Raw genomic sequence first — 19,680 nt, forward strand, 5'->3', positions numbered from 1 at the left:
TTTTTTTAGTTTTCTCTGCGGTCGCTCGTTATTATAGAAATGCAAATATTCTTCAATTCTCCTTTGTGCCTCTTCTAAACTTCGGATATGATAAGGATAGAGTGCTTCCGCTTTTAAATGCGAAAAAAAGCTCTCCATAGAGGCATTGTCATAACAATTGCCTCGGCGGGACATGCTGATTCGGGYGCCAACCTTCAGCAGCATGTCTTGGTAATCGTAGGACGTGTACTGGAATCCTTGATCGCTGTGAACGATCAATCCAGTCACGTCTGTTTCCTTTTTAAACGCTTTCTCAAAGGTTTGAAGAACGAGTTGGTTATCATTACGAAGGCTCATATGAGAAGCAATGAGTTCTCCGTTATACAAATCCTTAATGGCAGATAAATATATCCATGTATCGACTACGCGGTATTGAGTGACATCCGTTACCCACTTTTGTTTAGRCTTATCCGCTTTAAACTCCCGCTGAAGCRGGTTTTCCGCAACGCGTGCACCTACTGTGGTTTTWTAGCTCTGACGTCGCTTCTGACGCATCTTAGAGCGAATCCCCATCTCTTGCATAAGCCTAAGAACTTTCTTGTGATTCACWCGTTTTTCATGGTCCTGAAGYAAATGCATTTGAATCTGCCGATATCCATATACGCCATTSTACTTCGTATACACTCGTTTAATTAATGCCTTGAGATCTTCATCGCGATCTATAACTTTGCGCTTCAAGTAGGCGTAGTATCCGCTTCTGGAGACGCCAAACAATTTGCAGAGTTCAGTAAGAGGGTAGGATTCTGCTGCTGCTTCAATGACACGATATTTCGTTTTTGTACCTCCCGCATCCAGATTTCCAAACACTTTTTTAGCATCTGATTATCTCGTTTAAGCTTTTGAACGWATCTATCCTGATCGATGTATTCCTCACGACGTCCTCGCTGATCCAGTAGTCCATATTCACCGAGCTGTCTATATTTCCTCATCCAAATCTTCACACGATTCTTGTCATTAATATTTAGGTGATCCGCTATCTTTTGATACGACCATCCCTCTTCAACATGTAAGCGGATTGCCTCCACTTTCGTTGTATCTTCATAATGCTTAAACTTTTGCCCTTTAACCGCCACAAAAATAGCTTTAGGCTGGAGGCAGCATACCACCCTTTCCATCGGCTATGCCTACGATTTCTGAAGGTTTTCTTATATCCGCGACAACGATATCGTTTTTCTCGCCAATAATGCCTCCCGCCACATAGCTTTTGCCTTCTATGACTCTTGTTCCAGCGATATGCCTCATAAAATATTCCGTATTCAACATCGCATCAATGACATAAGAAAACGCAATGCGCACATCAAGCCGAATAATGGTTATCGCTAATCGCCTAGCTGTTGCGATCGCAGCCTCCTTAACCGTTCCGATGCCGCCGTCCACAATAAGCGCATGCTTAGCTAGGGTTGTGACCGCAGCCTCGTCTATAACAGGGAGCCCCTGCGTAAATCCTATAAGAATGTCAGCATTTTTGACGGATTCCGCGATGTTGTTCTCATTGAATATCCGCCCGATGCTGTACCTTGGAAGAATGGCATTCAAAGCTTGCGCAATGATTGTTCCCTGCTGGTCTCTCCTGCTGATGAATACGTCAGCTCCTCGCTCGGCGAGCGTCAACGCAAGCTTTGAGCCTAAGTTTCCCGCGCCAATAATCGAGACCTTCTTTTGCTTTAGCTCTGGAACCAGCTCGTTGATTAGAAGATCGCATGCCAGCGAGGTAATATCGTTTCCTTTGTAGGCTTTTATCTCACTCTGCAGCACACACGCTTTGGCGACAGCCAGAAAATCACCCGCTTCCGCGTTTTTAGCTTCGGCGTCAATGAAAATGTAGTCGACCTTACCATCGGCATATTCACAAATAGCCTTTACATGCTCTCGCTCTGCAACAATATAGAAACAGGCTACAAAAGTCTGCGATTCTCTGGCAGGTCCAATGATAGAAGGCGGGTTGTTATGCCTCGCAGTAGATCCGATGATGGCAAGCGCCAAACGATTGCTTTCATGTGCTTTTTTTACACAATCATCAATTTCTCGCATCACTCTGCATCGCCGTGCTCATCTTCATCTAACCCATGCTTTTTCAAAATTTTCCCTAAAATATTTTTAATTTCACCTTGCTCAAAAATAATCGCCGACTCCAGCCTCTTTAGATCCGACCGCAGCTGCTCTTCATCAAGTGTTCGCGGCGAAGCTATAAAAATTCGAGGATGCAGACTTGGCAGTATGCTCTCCTTCTCGTAAAATAGCGATTCTGCTAATTTCTCGCCAGGGCGCATGCCTGTATATTTGATTTTCATTTCTTGCTCCGGCTTATAACCGGCAAAACGAATCAGTGCTTTCGCAAGGTCATCAATTTTCACCGGCTTGCCCCTGTCGAGCACGAAGATTTCCCCGCCGTTTGACAATGCGCCTGCTTGAAGAACCAAATGAACCGCTTCTGGTATCGTCATAAAAAATCGAACCATATCCGGATGCGTCACCGTTACCGGCCCGCCTGCTGCGATTTGTTTCTTGAAGATGGGAATTACGCTTCCTCTGCTCTCCAGTACATTGCCGAATCGAACAATCGAGAAGATCGTAGCACTGCTTTTTGCTTTGGACTGCACAAGCATTTCTGCCATTCGCTTCGTCATTCCCATCACATTAATTGGATTCACCGCTTTATCGGTAGAGATGAATACAAATCGCTGCACTTCAGCCTTGATCGCATTATCTACAACATTCAGCGTGCCAAATATGTTATTCCTGACGGCAGCGCCGCAGAGGTTAGTCCCAGCACAACAAGCATTAGAAAAGGAAACTGTTCATCTGTGAAAAGCAGCAACTCCGCTGCGTAGAGAATGACGGCTGCCGCCACCGATTTAAACACCCTAATGAGTTCGTGCACGCCTGCATATTTCCATAAAGTTTTGTAAGATTTGCTGATGACAAGGAAGAAGTAGCTTGTAATGATAAAAAGTCCAGCTACTGCCACATCAGTAACCGATAATGATTGAGGCAGAAGCTCGCCATAAATCAAATAAAAAGCAAACATCCAGCTTCCGAGGAGCAGCAAGCTGTCGATGATGGATAAGACCAGCATCCTTTTTCTAAATGTCATACGTCCACTCCGCTCGTCGTCTCTATTTGTACTTCCACTAAAGTAAGCTCCGTTAAAGCGGCTATGCTGTAGCTTGTTGTCGACTCCATTTCCAAGCAATCCCCGGGAGCGACGTTTAGCGGCTTACCATCCACAATCGCTACGCCTTTGCCGGCTTGAACGGTCCATATAACCCTTCGAGAGGGCAATGAACCCGGAACATAATGCTCTCCTGTATGAACCACAATTTTTTTCACGAGCGTCTCTCGGTTGTCTTCCAGCTTAAACACGTCCAAAATGCGATACCAGCCCCAGCGGAGCTCCTCGTACATCAGTCGCTGATCGATAGGCTGCATCATTTCCTTAATGCGGGGACTCGCAGATTTATCGGATACGAGAATGCCATTCGGACTTGCTGCTACAACAATGTTCGATAAACCAAGCACCGTCACCAAAATATCCAATTCATTAAGCACATGCGTATTGTTCGAATCGTCGCTTATAAGACCCTGCCCAATTACATTCGTATCCATTTCCTCCGTCAGCGTGTTCCATGTGCCGAGGTCCTTCCACTCATTTTCATATGCGATGGCTCTGAGCTGCTTCGCTTTTTCCAACACTTCATAATCAAAGCTGTTTTTGGGCAGCGCATCATATTGACGGGATAATTGTTGATAGGAGGTTGGGTAATTTCGATCGCGTAGAAGCGAGAGCAAATAATCAAGCTTGAAGGCAAACACGCCGCAATTCCATAGTGCACCATTGTCTATTAACTCCTTGGCAATCAGCGCTGGCGGCTTCTCGACAAAACTTGTAATCACGATGCTATTATTAGTCTGTGATGCGAGATTCATAGGAGATGGAATCATATAGCCATATTTCTCTGAAGGATAAGTCGGACGTGATCCGATTAAGGCAACCTCCGCATTCGTTCCTCTCAAAACCTGCTCTAATTCCTTGATCTTTTTGAAAAAATCTGTATTTACATAGGGGTCTACAGGCAGCACGCATACGATCTCGTCCTTAGAAGCTTTCACTATTGAATTCAAATAAGCGGAAACCAAAGCAATAGCCGGAAAGGTATCTCTTCTCTCCGGTTCCACGATGATCGGAACTTGGTTGCCAATCTGGCTTCTAATCAAATCCACCTGAGAGGAGCATGTGGCGATATAGGATGAAGCCTCAAGACCAGCCTCTTGCAGCTGTCTCCACACCCGTTGAACCATCGATTCTCGTTCGCCGTTCTCCCCTTTGAGCACCTTTAAAAATTGCTTCGTTCGCGAGCCGTTCGAAAGCGGCCATAATCGTTTGCCGGAGCCTCCCGAGAGCAAAATTATTTTCATTAGCCTCGCGCTCCTTTTAATGCATTCATATCCTGCATAACCATTTCTTTAACAAGCGCTTGAACGTCATATTTAGGTGTCCACCCTAATTGTTTCTTTGCCTTCTCAGGACTTCCGAGCAGCAGCTCAACCTCGGTAGGCCGATAATATTTGGCATCCACGGCAACAACCTCCTTGCCGACCGGAAGCGAATAGGCTGGATTATGGCATGCCTTTACATAGGCCACTTCGTCTTCCTTTTCCCCTTTAAATGCTATTTCCACACCGATCTCGGCAAAAGCAAGACGAACAAACTCTCTAACCTCTGTCGTGTATCCTGTTGCAATAACAAAGTCTTCCGGCTCGCTCTGCTGAAGAATCAGCCACATCGCCTCGACGTAATCTCTTGCGTGTCCCCAGTCTCGCTGCGCATTTAAATTTCCTAAGTAAACCTTGTCTTGCAGTCCATGCGCTATACGGGCTACGGCTTTCGTTATTTTGCGTGAAACGAATGTTTCCCCTCGCAAAGGACTTTCATGATTAAAGAGAATACCGTTGGACGCGAACATGCCGTAGGCCTCGCGGTAGTTTACTGTGATCCAATAGGCATACAACTTGGCAACTGCATAAGGACTGCGGGGATAAAACGGTGTATTCTCATGCTGCGGAATTTGTTGAACAAGCCCGTAAAGCTCAGATGTGGAGGCTTGATAAATTTTTGTTTTTTGCGTAAGCCCGAGCAGTCGTACAGCTTCCAGTATGCGCAGCGTTCCGATGCCATCTGCGTTGGCTGTATACTCTGGCGTATCGAAGCTGACATGAACATGGCTCATCGCTGCCAAGTTATAAATTTCATCCGGTTTCACCTGTTCAATAATTCGCACTATGTTTAAAGAATCCGTTAGGTCTCCATAATGAAGAAAAAATCTTTGTTCATTAATGCTGGAATCATTCAACAAATGGTCGATTCTTCCGGTATTCGGCAGAGAGCTTCTTCTCTGCAATCCGTGTACAATATATCCCTTATCTAACAGCAATTCCGCTAGATATGCGCCGTCTTGTCCCGTAATCCCTGTTACAAAAGCAATCTTCAAAGCATCTGCCCCTTCCCTATCATCCCAATTAGTAACATAGTATGTCTCTCAAACGAATTGGTATGGACGTAATGGAAGCTTCTCAAACTCTATTCTATAAATAGGCAAAGACATGCTCACATTAAGAGCCGATTACATAATCTGATAAGTAGAATTATATATTTAGGTTAAATAGGAAAGGTCGGAGGCTGATAATGAGTCAATTGAAAGGGAAAAAAATTATGGTCACCGGAGGCTCCGGCTTCTTAGGCTCGCATGTCGTCGAGCTGCTTGCTAAATACGATGCAGCAGACGTTGTTGTACCGAGGAGCCGGCAATATGATTTAACTAGCCAGGCCGCATGTTTGTCCGTCATTCAAGACTATAAACCGGATATCGTCATTCATTTGGCCGCAAAAGTAGGTGGGATTGGAGCCAATCGCGCAAATCCAGGTTCTTTTTTCTATGACAACCTGTCGATGGGCATCCACCTCGCAGAGGCATCTCGTCTTCATGGCGTCGAAAAGTTTGTAGCCTGCGGAACGATTTGCTCTTACCCCAAATTTGCCAATGTTCCATTCAAGGAAGAAGAGCTGTGGGACGGCTATCCAGAAGAGACAAACGCACCTTATGGCTTAGCCAAAAAAATGCTGCTCGTTCAGTCTCAAGCTTATCGCAAGCAATACGGCTTTAATTCCATCTTCCTTCTACCCGTTAATCTGTATGGTCCCAGAGATAACTTTGATCTGGAAACCTCGCATGTCATTCCTGCGCTTATTCGGAAATGCTTAGAGGCGAAAGAACAGAATGCTGATTACATTGAGGTTTGGGGCACAGGGATTGCAACAAGAGAGTTTTTATATGTGGAGGACGCAGCAACAGCTATTCTGCAAGCCGCAGAGCAGTTTAATGGCGAAGAGCCTGTCAATATTGGCACAGGCCGCGAAATCTCGATTAAAGAGCTCGTTCATTTAATTGCGGAGAAAACAGGCTACACCGGAAATATACGATGGGATGCAAGCAGACCCGACGGGCAGCTGCGAAGATGCCTTGACACATCCAAAGCAGAGCAGCTATTCTCCTTCAAGGCACAGACGGATTTGCCGGAAGGGTTAGAGAAGACCGTGAAATGGTATATCGATCAGCAATAAATACGGTTATAAAAACAAAAGCCACAGCGACTATCCCTAGTCGCTGTGGCTTTTGTTTTTATGATGCCCGCTTCTTTCCTTTTATTGCGCTCCCTTTTTTCCGTGGCTGGACACTCCCCTTGCGCTTGCTCCGGCTGACAGCTCTCCTGCTTGATGCACCTTTACTACTTTTTTTTCTTCGCATGCCGGTTGTTTTTTTTCCTAACCTTTTACGTCCGTTTCTTCTTAACGGCTTCGTTCTCCTTATGCTTGAAGCTGGTTTGGCAACTGGCAGATTAGCATGATAATAGCTTGAAACCTCAGCAAAATACGAATTCAACACATTTTCAAGGCTCTGCTGGGAATAATGGTTTGTTTCGATATTTTTTGCCCGAAGCTTATCGAACCAGCTTGTCACCCCTTGAACAAAACCGTCTGTTGCCTGCAAACGTCTCTCGCATACGTTCATATGAAGATTAAGCTCATCCTCGGTAGGCAGAAGCCCCATCTGAATCAGCTGATTGAATACAATTTTTTTCCCGATCTCTTGTTGTTCCGCATTATGCTTCGCGCCTATTTGCTCACTATGAATGCGGTAATGAAGCAGAACATCAGGTATATTCGTGATACGGGTTAATTGCGCCATTCTCGTCCACAGCTCATAATCCTCCGTATGTGGACTCTGATAGTCATAATAAAGCGAGTAGCTCTTAACGACGGAGCTCCGCATCATGACCGTTGGATGATTTAGAGAGCAATAAAACAAAAGCCCTGCCTTAATGTCCTCATGATCGGTTGGATGCTTAACCCAAATATCGGTATGCATATATTTCATCGCTGTACCGCAAAGGCCGATATCCGTGTATTGATTCATATGCTCAACCTGCCTTGCCAAACGATCAGGAAAAGCAAAGTCATCACAATCCATTCTAGCAATATATTCGCCTTGAGCAAGAACAAGCCCCTTGTTCAGCGTGAAAATAAGTCCGTAGTTTGATCCATTGCTAAAGAAACGGATTCTTGTATCCGAGTAAGAGGCAATGATTGCGGCGCTCTGATCCTTGGAGCCGTCATCAATAATTAAAAACTCAAAATCTTGAAATGTCTGATTTAAAATGCTTTCGATTGCTTCGCGCAAAAACAATTCACCGTTATAAACCGGCATCAAAACCGTTACCTTTGGCACCTTCCCGCCTCCTTCTACACACTCACTACTATACAATGAATGATAGATGCAGATGGTTTGGACAAAAGCCTTAGGGCATCTTCATCGTTCTTTCAACAATGTCGCTGTTTCAGTATAATCTCGGATGATTCGCTCGTATTTGCTGAACAATCATCGCGTGCTTCTGTCCCGCATCATAGGACAACGAATGGCCATGACGCCGGTATAATAACAAGGCTTCATGAATGGCAGTCCCACGCCAGCCCCTCTCGCATAACGAAATCCAGAAATCCCAATCCTCATAGCCGTGTATCATCGCTTCATTGTAACCGCCTACTGATAACCAAGCACTTTTGCGAACAAGCGAGGTGACACAAACAATATTTTCAGAGAGCAAGCGGTTAAAATCAAATTCAGGCGGAATCCAAACCCACGATTGATCGCCGAAATACTCCAAGCCGACAGTTGCGAAGCCAACCTCCGGTCTCGCTTCTAATATGCGGTAAGCCTTCTCTATTAAAGTAGGCTGTATTTTGTCGTCCGCATCAAGGGGCAATATATATTTCCCTCTTGCTTCGCGTATGCCAACGTTTCGTCCATACGGCAGACCAATATTCGTCTGAACATGAATGACTCTCGTTTTTGGCCGCTGAAGGCGTTGCAGAACTTCGATCGTGTACGGGTCAGTAGAGCCGTTATTTACGACAATAATTTCAATCTCTTGAAAGGTCGAGTTTAAGCAAGAATCTACGGCCTCCTCCACGTATTGGCCGTAATTGTAACAGGGAATGACGATGCTTACGATTGGCGCGAGCTCAAGATCTTGACCAAGCCGCCTGCGCAGCATTCTCCTAACCTCCCATTCGTCGCACAGCCAGCTGAGCCATAGCTTATCCAAGCGGTTTTCGTGAAAAAGCTCTGGATGGTTATTCACAACTTGTTTACGGAGCAGATCATACATGGAACCATCGGAATCGGCGCTTAATACACGATAAGCCAGCGGGGCGTCATTTACAGCTACACTGGTCCAGCCCTTTTTCGAAAGCGAAATCCAAAAGTCCCAATCCTCATAACCATCCGTCATCCCCTCGTTATAGCCGCCAGCTTCAAGCCAAGCCTGCTTCCGAAAGAGAGCGCTTATGCATATAATATTTTCAGCTAACAAGCGGCCAAAATGAAAGACCGGCGGCTCCCAGCTATAATGAACAGCCCCGAAAGTATGATAGCCTGGCGAAGCAATGCCTGCCATTGGATTTTGCTCAAGCAGGCGAATCGCCTTCTCAAGAAAGCTGTGATGGAGCAAATCATCTGCATCCAGCGATACGATGAAGTCGCCCTGTGCTGCCTTAATCCCCGCATTCCTCGCAGCCGGGAGTCCACAGTTCCTCTCATAAATGACTCTCGTCTTTGGTTTATTTAAACGATTTAATAGATCAATCGTCGCTGGCTCTGTTGATCCATAATCCACGACGATTATTTCAATCTCCGAATAGGAAGAAGCTAAGCAAGAATCGATGGTTTGTTCAATACATCTACCCTCATCAAAGCACGGGATTACTATGCTAACCTTCACATTCATCGGGCAAGCTCCTTTCATTCTGGTGTAACTTTCCTGTCTGGCAACATAAAGTAATGATACATATCCTTCGTCACCGGCAAGCTGTATTTAACCGTCAACAGCGAAAGAATCGACTGGTCGTAACGATGATCGATAAATTCCGGGAAGTTCGGCAGGCCGCTGCTATTTTCAGCATTCGAAATCACTTTATAATCTTCGCAATAAAACAGCCATTCTTCTAATAGTCTTCTGCTTTTCTCATTATTGTAAAACATAAAAAATCCAGCCCAGACCTGCTCCGCTTCCCAATAACCCGAGCTGTCGCACTGCATGAGCACGAAGCTGTCTCTTTTTGTCCAGCTTTTATTTAAATAATAGGCTGTTTTAAAAAAAGCAAATCCGCCGTTATCGGCGCAGTGGGCAAATAGCGGATACAATGGATTGGTGAACCGCGTGTCGGCATCCGAATACAGCACCAGCGCTCCTTCTTCCATTTTCGATAAAGAGTCCAGTAAAATATACGGCTTCCAGCACCATAGGCCAAAGCCTTTCTCATGCTGCAAAATTGCTGCATTGTTACGAGCAAAAGCCGTTCCTTCGAGATCGCTTGGATGATATGAAATGACACGATCAACACCATATTGCAACGCAGTCGCGTTTAGTCTATCTTGATAGGATTGAAATTCTGGCGATGCAAAACTTACTAAATAAATCATTCATGACCACTTCCTTCTAACCTATGATCCATCAACGCGAGTTCGATGAATCCATGCATAATCTTTGTTTGTACTCGGCGTCCATCTTGCATAAAAAATATTCGTATTTCGCTCCATCACCTCATGGAACATCCTGCTCATCCCTGTATCGTAATGGGCCATTGTTAAAGAACGGTTCTCTACATCGGACATCATGCAATACACCTTATAGCCGTAATGTTTAGCCCGAAAGCAAATATCCATGTCGTCTTGATACAAAGGCGCGTAGCCTTCATCCAAGTATCCATACTGCTCCAAAAATGATTTTCGAATGACGAGCGGTCCCCGCATGCAAGCATCCACTTCAAAAACACGGTTTTTCAAATTCGGATCTGCTTTCTCATCCTGCCTCCAATACACCTCGTTTGCAGAACACGAGATTTGCCCTGGTCCGCTAAGCGTCGTTCCTCTCGGGTAAAAGTTAACGCCGGATAAACAGCCGACAATGGCACAACTCGTATTTCTGTCCATAAACTGTACAACCTCGTAAAAGATATTTTTATCGTAAACATAATTGTCATCCTGCAAAATGACGCAATAAGCACCGGATGATTTTTTTAAGCCGATGTTGTTCGTTTTAATCTCAAAGATGTTAGGCGTCGTTTCATAAGCAATACTGTAATCCACTTGAACGGTCTGAAAAAATTGCTTCACCACATATTCGCTTTGATCGTAGCAGCCATCGAAAATAATACGGAGTTCAGCATTTTTATATTCGCTCACAGCACGGTGCAGCTCCGCTATTAGGGGAACAATCGTAGCTTCTTTATTGAAAACAGGCAGCGTAATGCTTATTTTCGGATATAAATTCCCGTTCAGGCAATCCTTAATCGTCTTGTCCAGCACCTGCTTATAAGGAAGGTGATATTCCTTTACATATTCAATCGTCTTCTTTTTCCAGTACACAATCTCTTGACCACTCAGCTGAAGCGTGCGCTGCAGCAGCTGTTTTTGCTGCAAATGATCCAATGGGTCGAATACTCCGATGGGTGAAAAATCGATGCCGGACTGCGCGGTTACAAGCGGTATTGCGCCGTGGATTAGTCCCTGTAAAATCGAAGAATCATATTCGCCTAACGAGGGGTAAACGATAAAATCAGTGTTCGAGAGCAGCTCTGCGCTCTGGGCTTCATTAAGCTCTTCACCGTGAACAAACAGCTTATCACCGAGCACAGCTTTTAATTGCAGCAGCCTGTTGTTGAAAAACCTATTTGCAGGCTGCCCTACAACATGCAGCTCCAAATTTTGACTCGCGATGTCTGAACTCGAGAAGAGTAGAAAGACGGCTTCAAAACCATTGTTTAATCCGAGTTTTGGAGCGATATACGTGTACACTCTTCTTTGCCCCGTTTTTACATTTTCCGAAGATGGCAACGTATTAGGTTGATCTAAATCAGCAATCCCGCCTAACAACATTTTTAATTTCCATTTTGGCAGTCCGCGTTTGATGTAAGAATTGTAGGTTTCAATATTTCCGATTCCGATAATGAAATCAGCTTGTTTGATAGACTGTTCCAGCTCGTCAACATTCGGTGCAGCAGTCTCATGGAAAACATCATCTGGCAGGTTATGGCCAGCCTTTAATCTAGACGTGCTGTGGTTGATTTCTTGTGGATGCAGCCCTGTCGTTATCAATATACTTTTCTTTATATGGCATAGCCCATTTATACGTGAGAGATGATTGGATGCACCTACATACAGATCGTAGCTTTGACCTTGCAGTATCCGCTGATCAAAATATGAGGCATTGAACAGCGTTACTGCGCCTATTGGAACGAGTAAATCATGGAACGCAGCGGTGAGCTGACCGGCTGCCTTACTGCTCGCAGCTGCCTCATCCGCCTCATAACAAAGCAAGATTCTCATCTTTATTTACCCTCCTCATTTTTAACAGCAATCTATTCTCATTCCTATTGCTGTTGCTCTATTAATCTTTTAATTCCCTCCTCTAGTGTTATTTTTGGCTTCCACTTCGGCACGGTTACCCCCTTGTTCCATGGAATCATAATTTCTCGCGGATGGTAGGGTCGTCCTCCCCAATTCACCTGTAACGGTACATCCATTATTTTTTCGATAATGCCCGCTAACTCCTTCAGTGGAATGGGCTGCTGTGAAGAAACGGAATAAACCTCGTTCTTAACTGCCCCTTCATTTAGCAGCTGCTGGGCTGCGAGCATATAAGCTTCAACAACATCATCAATGTGTACAATATCAATCAGCTGCTCTCCAGGTGACATCGCAAGCGGTTTATGTTCCTTTCCAGCCTTCAGCAGCAACGAAATGATTTTGGATCTCGTATCGTTTGGACCGTAATTATCGAACAGCTCCAGCGTAATTACACGTAACGGCGACGATTCACAATAATAAGCTAAAATATCCGTAAACGCTTGTTTTGAGGCATCATACAGCGATTTTGGACTATAAAGCTTATTGTCAAAATGCTGTGAGAAGGTTCCCGTATTAATGAATGCATAAACGTGCTGCGACAACATCGCCTCCACTAGCTGCGTACCGAAAAGAATATTGCTTGTCAGCATCTCTTCTACCTGTCTTGGCGCATAAGTAACTGTGGCGAAGGATGCTAAATGAATAACAAGATCGGGCTTTGCAGACTCGACAATTGCGAACATACTGTCAATCGTCCCATCATGCCGATGTATGATGATAGCACCCTGGACATCCTCCAGTTGCTTAAGGCTCGATTCATTTCTAGCGATAATGTGCACCTTCCACCCTTCCGCCAAAAGCTTTCGAACGAGGTGTGAGCCAATAAAACCCGTGGCTCCGGTGACTAAAGCTGTTAAGGCTGCACGGGAATTTTTTTCTATCATCGATCTCCCCCCTCAGCTTGTTTTACCTGCATATTCATGCCATTGATTCAAACAAACCTGCCGAATATCTTCGTTGCCTTGATAGGCAAGCGTCCACTCAACCACCTTATTCAGCGCCTGATCAAGGGTCCATCTTGGCTTCCACCCTAAGCGCCGCTGCGCCTCCGAGCAGTCCAGCTTCAGCTCATGGGCTTCATGCGGGTGCTTGCCTGTATCCGTATGCACTACTACGCCGCCCCATTTCGCACCAAGTTGTTCAACAACCTGGCCTACCGGCCTTGCATCCTCATCGCGAGGACCGAAATTCCAACCTTCCGCATACTCTGATCCGTTCGCATAAAGTTTCTCTGCAAGCAGCAAATATCCGCTTAAAGGCTCAAGTACATGCTGCCAAGGTCTTACAGCATGCGGGTTTCTAATGCTCACCGCACTGCCGTCCATGAAGGCACGAACCATATCTGGAACTAAGCGATTCTGAGCAAAATCTCCGCCCCCGATGACATTGCCCGCTCTTGCCGTTGCAATGCCGACACCGTGAACCTTCTCATCTTTGCTATGAAAGAAGGAATTGCGATAAGAGGCTGTAACAAGCTCCGAGCAAGCTTTGCTGTTTGAATATGGATCATAACCGCCCAGCCTATCGCTCTCCCTATAGCCCCATGCCCATTCTTGATTTTCATACACTTTATCTGTCGTTACATTAACAACCGCCTTAATGCCCGCTCCACTCTCCACAGCAAGCTTTACCGCATCAAGCAGATTAACCGTACCCATGACGTTGACTTCAAAAGTATAAGCAGGCGTTTCGTAGGAGGGCTTAACCAGAGCTTGAGCAGCCATATGAATAACGATATCAGGCTCAGCAGCTAACAAAACCTTGCTCAGCCTTGCTGAATCTCTAATATCACCGGTAACGGACTGAATCATCGCATCGATATTGCAAAGCTCATATAAATTAGGCTGCTGCTGCGGTGCTAGCGCATAACCAGTCACCTTGGCGCCCATCGCTGCCAGCCACAAGCAAAGCCAGCTGCCTTTAAAGCCGGTGTGTCCAGTAATGAACACTTTTTTATTGCGCCAAAAGCTTGGATTCATCATGGACACTCCTTTATTTTTTCCATAGCGCTTTTCCTGATTTCCATAAACCTTCTAAATAGTTTTTATCTCTAAGCGTATCCATCGGCTGAAAGAACCCCTCATGCTTATAAGCCATAAGTTGTCCATCATTAGCTATCTTCTGCATGCAGTCCATCTCCAGATTTGTATGATCGCCTTCAATATAATCAAGCAGCTGCGGTTCCATTACGAAAAAACCTGAATTAATCCAGCTCCCGTCGCCTTTTGGTTTCTCCATAAAATCAATAACCTTGTTGCTGTCCTTTATATCGAGAGCGCCAAATCTGCCGCTTGGCTGCGTAGCCGTTACTGTAGCCAGCTTGTTATGAGAGCAGTGAAAAGCTGACAGCTTGCCAATATTGATGTCCGAAACCCCGTCGCCGTACGTCAGCATAAATGTTTTGTTTCCTAAATACGGCTGAACTCGCTTTAGCCTGCCGCCCGTCATCGTTTCTTTGCCTGTGTCGACCAACGTGATTTTCCAAGGTTCAATGGAAGATTCATGAATTGTCATTTCGTTTCGATTCGATAAATCAAAGGTCACATCCGAGTGATGCAAAAAATAATGATAGAAATATTCTTTGATGAAATAACCTTTGTAGCCCAAACAAATCACAAAATCAGTAAAGCCGTAATGCGCATAGGTTTGCATGATATGCCATAAGATTGGCTTATCCCCAATGTCGATCATCGGTTTTGGCTTCATGAGCGACTCCTCGCTTATTCTAATGCCGAACCCACCTGCTAGAATGACCACTTTCGTATTTTTATCTATCGTCCGCATAGAAACATCCTCTCTTTCTCTCAAATATACTTTGCCATCTTCCTATGTTTATTCATTCAATAGTTTGTTGTTCTGATGAATACCCAGTCTGTGAAAATTTAATAGATGCGATCAAGCAATGGAATACAGGCGCTTCACGCCTATCGATTGCCCGTACCATGCCAAATTATCGACATAGAATACATTGAACGAGGTTTCTTGAAAATAAGGAGGGATAACGCTTGTCTCAAACCGTTGTCAAACGAAAACCAGCTGCGAATAAGCGGATGAAACGACAAAGTAAAAAAATAAATCGCACGTCCGCAAATACGCGTCGCAGAGCTTCTCGCAAGGGGAAGAAGCTGCTGCGGTCAAATCGAATAAACAAACGAGCAAGAGGATGGAAACGCGGCATCCTCGCCCGTAAAGTACCAGCTGCTCCAATAGCTCCTACTGCTCCTGCTTCTACTCTTGTTGAACAGCCAAGCGACGGAGGGGCAGCGCCTATTTTAATACCGCTGACGGGTATTATTTTCAGCAAGGATCGAGCCCTCCAGCTGGATGCAGCCCTGCGATCGCTTTACTTGCATGCCCTCGATATTTCCAATTTTCACATGAAGGTCCTTTACAAGACATCGAGCGATTTTTATGAATCACAATATGAACGACTCAAAAACGAATACCCGTTGGTGCAATTTATTAAAGAGGAGCAATTCAAAGAGCAGGTTATCGCTTCGATGGAACCCTATACCTATGTTCTATTCATCGTGGATGATTGCTTGTTCGTTCGCGATTTCACGCTGCAGTCCGTTATGAACACATTAGCTGCGCACAACGATTTGATTGGCTTTTCCTTAAGACTGGGACCAAACATTCGTTACTGCTACACGATGAGTGCTGAACAGTCTATTCCATGGCATCACATTATCGAGTATGGCTATCGCAAGTTTGACTGGACATCGGCGCAGTATGAATTCGGCTATCCGATTGAAGTTTCCAGCTCGGTATACCGCACAACTCATCTTCTTCCGCATCTGAGAAACTTGGATTTCTCCAACCCCAATACGCTTGAAGGATGTATGGCAGGACGTGCGCAGGAGCTGTCTGAGGGGCGCCAGTTTCTAGCATGCAGCGAAGTATCCTTAGCGTTTTGCAACCCGCTCAACGTCGTTCAAAATGTGTATGCCAACCGCGCAGGAAGCAATAAGGAATACTCGCCGCAAGAGCTTGCTTTGCTATTTGAGAACGGTGATCGTATAAACGTAAACAAATATGCAAACTATATCCCAGCCGCATGCCACGAGCAGGTAGACATCTTTTAATAGCTGTTCCTTTCATTCATCCACAAAAAAACGTAAGCAGCTCGGAAAAATCCGAACCGCTTACGTTTTTTTATGCCGCTAGCTTCTCAAAAAGCTATGGCCGCCGAAGTTGTTTTTATCGCGAATTAATATTTTCATTGGAAACGGAAGCTGCTGGCCCTCCACGTAACCATAGGATGGATTCATCACTTTAGGAGACTTGTCGATTAAATATTTATTTAAATGCGATTCGTCATGCCAAACGGCATTGATCCCATTATTCATATCTGTTCTAATATTGTCATCCAGAACACGAATGAGATTCGTATAGTGCTCCGTTCGGCCGCCGTTCAACCCACCCATAAAGTAGTAGCTTCCTGCGCCCTCCGGAATATAGGCTAAGCTTTGTTGATTTTTCTCAAAATCAAGCTCGTGGCGCGCTTTATTGTAGAAGCCTGGATGCTGGACCGCAACGATGCCCTCGTGAATTGGCAATATTTCTTCTCTTACGACATCAACGAATTGCATATTGGCATTAAAGAAAAATACAAAATCACATTCCTGCTGCAGCTGATGCACCACGTTTCTAAACATCGCATATCGCAGCAGCGTATTGCCCGGCCATCCAAGATTATCTTGAGGAATCTTCAAAATGTTCGATCTCTCTTCATCAACGATGTGCTCGGCATCTGTGAATACATAATAGTTTTTCTGGTAGCCCGGCAAGAAATAAGCTTCGGCGCTCCGATAGAAGTTTTCCCAGAAAATACTGTATTTCCCTGTGCATATATAAAGAATCCCGATTCGAGATCCGGCTACGCTCGCAATTTCCGCTTCACTCGGCATTTGAGTAGTCAGATAAGGCGATGCATTTGTGCTTTCTGGCTGTGCTTGCGAGAGGACAGCACCTTGATTCGTCATATAAGACTCTTGATGCGCATCCTCAAAACCTTTCGAATGCCCTTCTCTATACCCTTGCTCATAACCTGTGTGAAACGGTCCGCTTCTTTTTCTCCCTCTTGCACCGCTTCTCAACCCTTTTTTTAATGTTTTACCTCGCCGTTTCCCTTTTTTTACACCATATTTGTTTTTGCGGCTGCTTAATTTCCCGCCGGCGTTCAACGTTTTTTTGACACTCGTTTTTTTGACGCTCGTTTTTTTAATAGCTGTACTTTTTTTTCGTTTCGTCAGCATGCTGCCGTCCTCCTAAACTTGGAATTATATATTATTAGCCTTAATGATCGGAGGAGCTACAATAGGGAAGCCTTCCGAATACTGGTTTTTATCGGCCTGCGTTAAAGGACGAACATAACGCTGCTCCAGTCCCCATGCCTTATAGGCATATTTTGTCGTCATTCGGTGCAGCTTGCCCTGTATAATCTGGTACATTTCGCCGTCCTGCGTTTTTACTAAACTGCCCTCAGCGAAATTGGTGGTGAGCGCCGATAATGCAGCTATTCTCTGCTGCAAAACTGTAATCGAAATGTCCCCTCCTATCGGCCAGTTCCATAAATCAAGCTGCGGCAATCTTACTGCATCCACATGCATTAAATCTGAAGACCGTACAATATATCGATATCCATTTTCTACCCAATACACATTCGAATCAGTTCCTTTAACAACGATATGGCTAGGGTAAAAGTTTGTTCCTTTTCTCTTTTCATTAGGCGATGCCGAATTCATTACCGCCTCCAGCCTGCTGATCTGATCCCAGTCGCCCCATTTTTCACGAAAAAAAGCGTTGTTAAGCAAGGACGCATCCAGAAACGAACGCATCGTCACACTGCCATAATGATGGATGAATGTATCCTCCGCAATAACTAGATCCAGACCAAGCAATTGTATCCGAAGATAAAAGTCTACATCCTCGCAGGTCCCAATGACATATCCCTCATCCATATACCCGACTCGCTGAAGCACCTCTCTGGATAAAAGCAAGCAAAAGCCCATTATGGCATTCGTTTTTCTCCATCGTACCGGGTTAATATGATTGTAATTTTGGGCAAACTGCTGCATTTCTTTCATGTTTTTGTAGCTGACATCAATCTTTTGATCATTCGACAAATAATTGGTTACCGGACCAACAAGACCAATCGATGGGTTGCTGTTCAAGCACGACAATAAATTCGACAGCCAGTTTTTCGTCACGATCGTATCATTGTTAAGAATGAGAATCGACGTACCTTTTGCCATCATCAGGCCTTGATTGACGCCACCGGAAAAACCTAAGTTCTCTTGAAAAATTTTATAGCGCAATCGCCCTGCCTGCGACTTTAAATAGGCAGCCGTTCCATCCGTTGAGCCATTATCAATAATGATGATTTCGTAAGACTGCGGCGTATATTTATGAATGCTCTCTATGCAATTTCGTAAATAGTTCAACTGGTTATAGGTTGGAATAATAATGCTTGTGCCTTCAAAAGGCTGCTGATAGCTTGCTGCTCCACTCGCCCTGCCATCCCGATAACCAGCTGCATAGCTCGCTTGAAAGTTGGTTCGCTTTATTTTACGGACTGCTTTTATACGCCTGCGCGAATATCGCTTGCGCATCTGGGTTCACCTCCCACGATCTTGTTTAGCTATCATGATGGAAAGACGATTTGAAGCAGCTGGCTGAGCCGCTTCTCGTAGGTATGCTGCTCCAGCGTTTTTATAAATCCTCTTAATGCGATTTGATTCCTCTTTTGCTCGTCATGCAGGTAATATGCAATTTTATCAGCCAGCTCTTTTGGTGAAGAGTACGTTTCAAGCTCCGTTCCAGGTACATAAAAATCGCTTAAGTCCTGACGAACATCTGTAAGCTGAAAAGCTCCGGCAGCCGCAATTTCATACGTACGAGGGTTGATCGACAGGCCGGGAAGGTTGCGGCTATTTTTGTTATGCACCTTGTCGTCATGGGAACGATGAATATTGATGACAATCTTGGCGCCATTGTAATAGCTCGCTGCTTCTTCTGAGCTGATCCATGAAATGCGAATGCCCTTGCTTAGGCTTTTGTAACGCTTAAGCCTTTTCCAGAACAAACCGATAATTCTTGTATCGCGCTGTGCTAGTGCAGGAGCAATTCGATCTATTAATCTGACTCTGTTATGAAAGGCATTCCCAATAAAGCAAATATCGCTTTGATAATGAGTGGGTACATATTTGGGCTTATACACGGCTGGGTTAACTGCCAGCGGCAAATAATGAACCTGACAGCCGAGCTGCCGATATATTGGAATAGCAGCCAACTCATGGGTAAATAGCCATTCATACTGCGGGGCAATGACCGTTGTAACATCGGTTACGTAGGGCTCATCGACGAGCCATATCGCTGTTTTAACGCCGATCGAACGAATGCCTTTGATTTGGTTGACTGGCACCTGAGTGCCATGCAGTACGAGCACTAAATCCGGTCTTCTCCTGCTTGCCAGATCAATAAGATTATCCGATGGAGATGCGATGATCAGCTCGCTGACCATACCTCTGAGAGCATCCGTAACCGCCTGATCCATATCTGGAAAAGGGCCTCTTAATCCCGCGCGAACATATAATACTCGCAGAGATCGAAGCAC

Annotated in this window: 19 protein-coding genes; 2 read left to right on the top strand and 17 right to left on the bottom strand. The window is 45.0% G+C overall.

The features are described 5' to 3' along the window. The 7 genes from AB4Z50_RS34390 to gmd all read right to left on the bottom strand — a co-directional run. Nucleotides 1-798, bottom strand: a 798-nt coding sequence (locus tag AB4Z50_RS34390; protein WP_441886818.1) for an IS3 family transposase, incomplete at its 3' end; no start/stop codon positions are given. Continuing rightward, nucleotides 714-1,112 (bottom strand): transposase, encoded by a 399-nt coding sequence (locus AB4Z50_RS34395; protein WP_441886731.1) that lies wholly within the window; start codon nt 1,110-1,112, stop codon nt 714-716. The genes AB4Z50_RS34395 and AB4Z50_RS34390, both read right to left, overlap by 85 nt. Nucleotides 1,113-1,122: 10 nt before the next feature. Next, on the bottom strand, nt 1,123-2,070 hold the full coding sequence (locus AB4Z50_RS34400; protein ID WP_441886821.1) for a hypothetical protein: 948 nt from the start codon (nt 2,068-2,070) through the stop codon (nt 1,123-1,125). After that, a complete protein-coding gene (locus AB4Z50_RS34405) occupies nt 2,070-2,771 on the bottom strand; it encodes a polysaccharide biosynthesis protein (RefSeq protein WP_441886824.1) in 702 nt (233 codons plus the stop codon). The genes AB4Z50_RS34400 and AB4Z50_RS34405 overlap by 1 nt, the downstream gene beginning before the upstream one ends. Continuing rightward, a complete protein-coding gene (locus AB4Z50_RS34410) occupies nt 2,756-3,133 on the bottom strand; it encodes a hypothetical protein (RefSeq protein ID WP_441886734.1) in 378 nt (125 codons plus the stop codon). Before AB4Z50_RS34410 ends, AB4Z50_RS34405 begins: the two co-directional genes overlap by 16 nt. Beyond that, the gene (locus tag AB4Z50_RS34415) at nt 3,130-4,455 is read right to left on the bottom strand and encodes a sugar phosphate nucleotidyltransferase (RefSeq protein WP_441886737.1); all 1,326 of its coding nucleotides are present in this window, start codon (nt 4,453-4,455) and stop codon (nt 3,130-3,132) included. The genes AB4Z50_RS34410 and AB4Z50_RS34415 overlap by 4 nt, the downstream gene beginning before the upstream one ends. Next, nucleotides 4,455-5,528 carry a GDP-mannose 4,6-dehydratase gene (gene gmd, locus AB4Z50_RS34420; RefSeq protein WP_441886740.1) on the bottom strand — a complete coding sequence of 358 codons (1,074 nt, stop codon included), beginning with the start codon at nt 5,526-5,528 and terminating at the stop codon, nt 4,455-4,457. The genes AB4Z50_RS34415 and gmd overlap by 1 nt, the downstream gene beginning before the upstream one ends. Before the next feature lie 194 nt (nt 5,529-5,722). Between gmd and AB4Z50_RS34425 the strand changes: the two genes are divergently transcribed. Then, on the top strand, nt 5,723-6,658 hold the full coding sequence (locus AB4Z50_RS34425) for a GDP-L-fucose synthase family protein (protein WP_441886743.1): 936 nt from the start codon (nt 5,723-5,725) through the stop codon (nt 6,656-6,658). Between the two features lie 58 nt (nt 6,659-6,716). Here AB4Z50_RS34425 and AB4Z50_RS34430 read toward each other — a convergent pair whose 3' ends face one another. The 7 genes from AB4Z50_RS34430 to rfbF form a co-directional block, all read right to left on the bottom strand. After that, on the bottom strand, nt 6,717-7,823 hold the full coding sequence (locus tag AB4Z50_RS34430) for a glycosyltransferase family 2 protein (RefSeq protein ID WP_441886746.1): 1,107 nt from the start codon (nt 7,821-7,823) through the stop codon (nt 6,717-6,719). A 109-nt stretch (nt 7,824-7,932) separates the two neighbouring features. Continuing rightward, nucleotides 7,933-9,381, bottom strand: coding sequence for a glycosyltransferase family 2 protein (locus AB4Z50_RS34435; RefSeq protein WP_441886749.1), 1,449 nt, complete (start codon nt 9,379-9,381; stop codon nt 7,933-7,935). A gap of 14 nt (nt 9,382-9,395) precedes the next feature. Then, the gene (locus AB4Z50_RS34440; protein WP_441886752.1) at nt 9,396-10,076 is read right to left on the bottom strand and encodes a hypothetical protein; all 681 of its coding nucleotides are present in this window, start codon (nt 10,074-10,076) and stop codon (nt 9,396-9,398) included. 21 nt (nt 10,077-10,097) lie between these two features. Beyond that, entirely contained in the window at nt 10,098-11,981 is a 1,884-nt protein-coding gene (locus AB4Z50_RS34445) for a glycosyltransferase (RefSeq protein WP_441886755.1), read from the bottom strand. Between the two features lie 44 nt (nt 11,982-12,025). Continuing rightward, a complete protein-coding gene (locus AB4Z50_RS34450) occupies nt 12,026-12,946 on the bottom strand; it encodes an NAD-dependent epimerase/dehydratase family protein (protein ID WP_441886758.1) in 921 nt (306 codons plus the stop codon). Nucleotides 12,947-12,958: 12 nt separating this feature from the next. Continuing rightward, nucleotides 12,959-14,044 (bottom strand): CDP-glucose 4,6-dehydratase, encoded by a 1,086-nt coding sequence (rfbG, locus tag AB4Z50_RS34455; RefSeq protein ID WP_441886761.1) that lies wholly within the window; start codon nt 14,042-14,044, stop codon nt 12,959-12,961. A 10-nt stretch (nt 14,045-14,054) separates the two neighbouring features. Further along, nucleotides 14,055-14,846 (bottom strand): glucose-1-phosphate cytidylyltransferase, encoded by a 792-nt coding sequence (rfbF, locus tag AB4Z50_RS34460; RefSeq protein WP_441886764.1) that lies wholly within the window; start codon nt 14,844-14,846, stop codon nt 14,055-14,057. Nucleotides 14,847-15,067: 221 nt separating this feature from the next. Here rfbF and AB4Z50_RS34465 point away from each other — a divergent pair, with 221 nt between their 5' ends. Further along, nucleotides 15,068-16,147, top strand: a complete 1,080-nt coding sequence (locus tag AB4Z50_RS34465; protein WP_441886767.1) for a hypothetical protein — start codon at nt 15,068-15,070, stop codon at nt 16,145-16,147. Nucleotides 16,148-16,225: 78 nt separating this feature from the next. Here the strand turns inward: AB4Z50_RS34465 and AB4Z50_RS34470 are convergent, their stop codons facing one another. Genes AB4Z50_RS34470 through AB4Z50_RS34480 form a run of 3 tightly spaced genes read right to left on the bottom strand, consistent with a single transcriptional unit; the run spans nt 16,226 to nt 19,620 of the window. Further along, nucleotides 16,226-17,320, bottom strand: coding sequence for a family 6 glucosyltransferase (locus tag AB4Z50_RS34470; RefSeq protein WP_441886770.1), 1,095 nt, complete (start codon nt 17,318-17,320; stop codon nt 16,226-16,228). Between the two features lie 24 nt (nt 17,321-17,344). After that, nucleotides 17,345-18,676, bottom strand: a complete 1,332-nt coding sequence (locus AB4Z50_RS34475; RefSeq protein ID WP_441886773.1) for a glycosyltransferase family 2 protein — start codon at nt 18,674-18,676, stop codon at nt 17,345-17,347. 32 nt (nt 18,677-18,708) lie between these two features. Continuing rightward, a complete protein-coding gene (locus AB4Z50_RS34480) occupies nt 18,709-19,620 on the bottom strand; it encodes a CgeB family protein (protein ID WP_441886776.1) in 912 nt (303 codons plus the stop codon). Nucleotides 19,621-19,680: the final 60 nt, after the last annotated feature.

This window comes from Paenibacillus sp. 2TAB26, from assembly GCF_052115145.1.
Taxonomy (GTDB): domain Bacteria; phylum Bacillota; class Bacilli; order Paenibacillales; family Paenibacillaceae; genus Pristimantibacillus.

Excerpts from the sequence above, each read along its gene's own strand:
- rfbF (WP_441886764.1), bottom strand. The coding sequence starts at position 14,846 with ATGCGGACGATAGATAAAAATACGAAAGTGGTCATTCTAGCAGGTGGG.
- AB4Z50_RS34425 (WP_441886743.1), top strand. The coding sequence starts at position 5,723 with ATGAGTCAATTGAAAGGGAAAAAAATTATGGTCACCGGAGGCTCCGGC.
- AB4Z50_RS34480 (WP_441886776.1), bottom strand. The coding sequence starts at position 19,620 with ATGGATCAGGCGGTTACGGATGCTCTCAGAGGTATGGTCAGCGAGCTG.
- AB4Z50_RS34475 (WP_441886773.1), bottom strand. The coding sequence starts at position 18,676 with ATGCGCAAGCGATATTCGCGCAGGCGTATAAAAGCAGTCCGTAAAATA.
- AB4Z50_RS34470 (WP_441886770.1), bottom strand. The coding sequence starts at position 17,320 with ATGCTGACGAAACGAAAAAAAAGTACAGCTATTAAAAAAACGAGCGTC.
- AB4Z50_RS34435 (WP_441886749.1), bottom strand. The coding sequence starts at position 9,381 with ATGAATGTGAAGGTTAGCATAGTAATCCCGTGCTTTGATGAGGGTAGA.
- AB4Z50_RS34445 (WP_441886755.1), bottom strand. The coding sequence starts at position 11,981 with ATGAGAATCTTGCTTTGTTATGAGGCGGATGAGGCAGCTGCGAGCAGT.
- AB4Z50_RS34440 (WP_441886752.1), bottom strand. The coding sequence starts at position 10,076 with ATGATTTATTTAGTAAGTTTTGCATCGCCAGAATTTCAATCCTATCAA.
- rfbG (WP_441886761.1), bottom strand. The coding sequence starts at position 14,044 with ATGATGAATCCAAGCTTTTGGCGCAATAAAAAAGTGTTCATTACTGGA.
- AB4Z50_RS34400 (WP_441886821.1), bottom strand. The coding sequence starts at position 2,070 with ATGCGAGAAATTGATGATTGTGTAAAAAAAGCACATGAAAGCAATCGT.
- AB4Z50_RS34450 (WP_441886758.1), bottom strand. The coding sequence starts at position 12,946 with ATGATAGAAAAAAATTCCCGTGCAGCCTTAACAGCTTTAGTCACCGGA.
- AB4Z50_RS34415 (WP_441886737.1), bottom strand. The coding sequence starts at position 4,455 with ATGAAAATAATTTTGCTCTCGGGAGGCTCCGGCAAACGATTATGGCCG.
- AB4Z50_RS34410 (WP_441886734.1), bottom strand. The coding sequence starts at position 3,133 with ATGACATTTAGAAAAAGGATGCTGGTCTTATCCATCATCGACAGCTTG.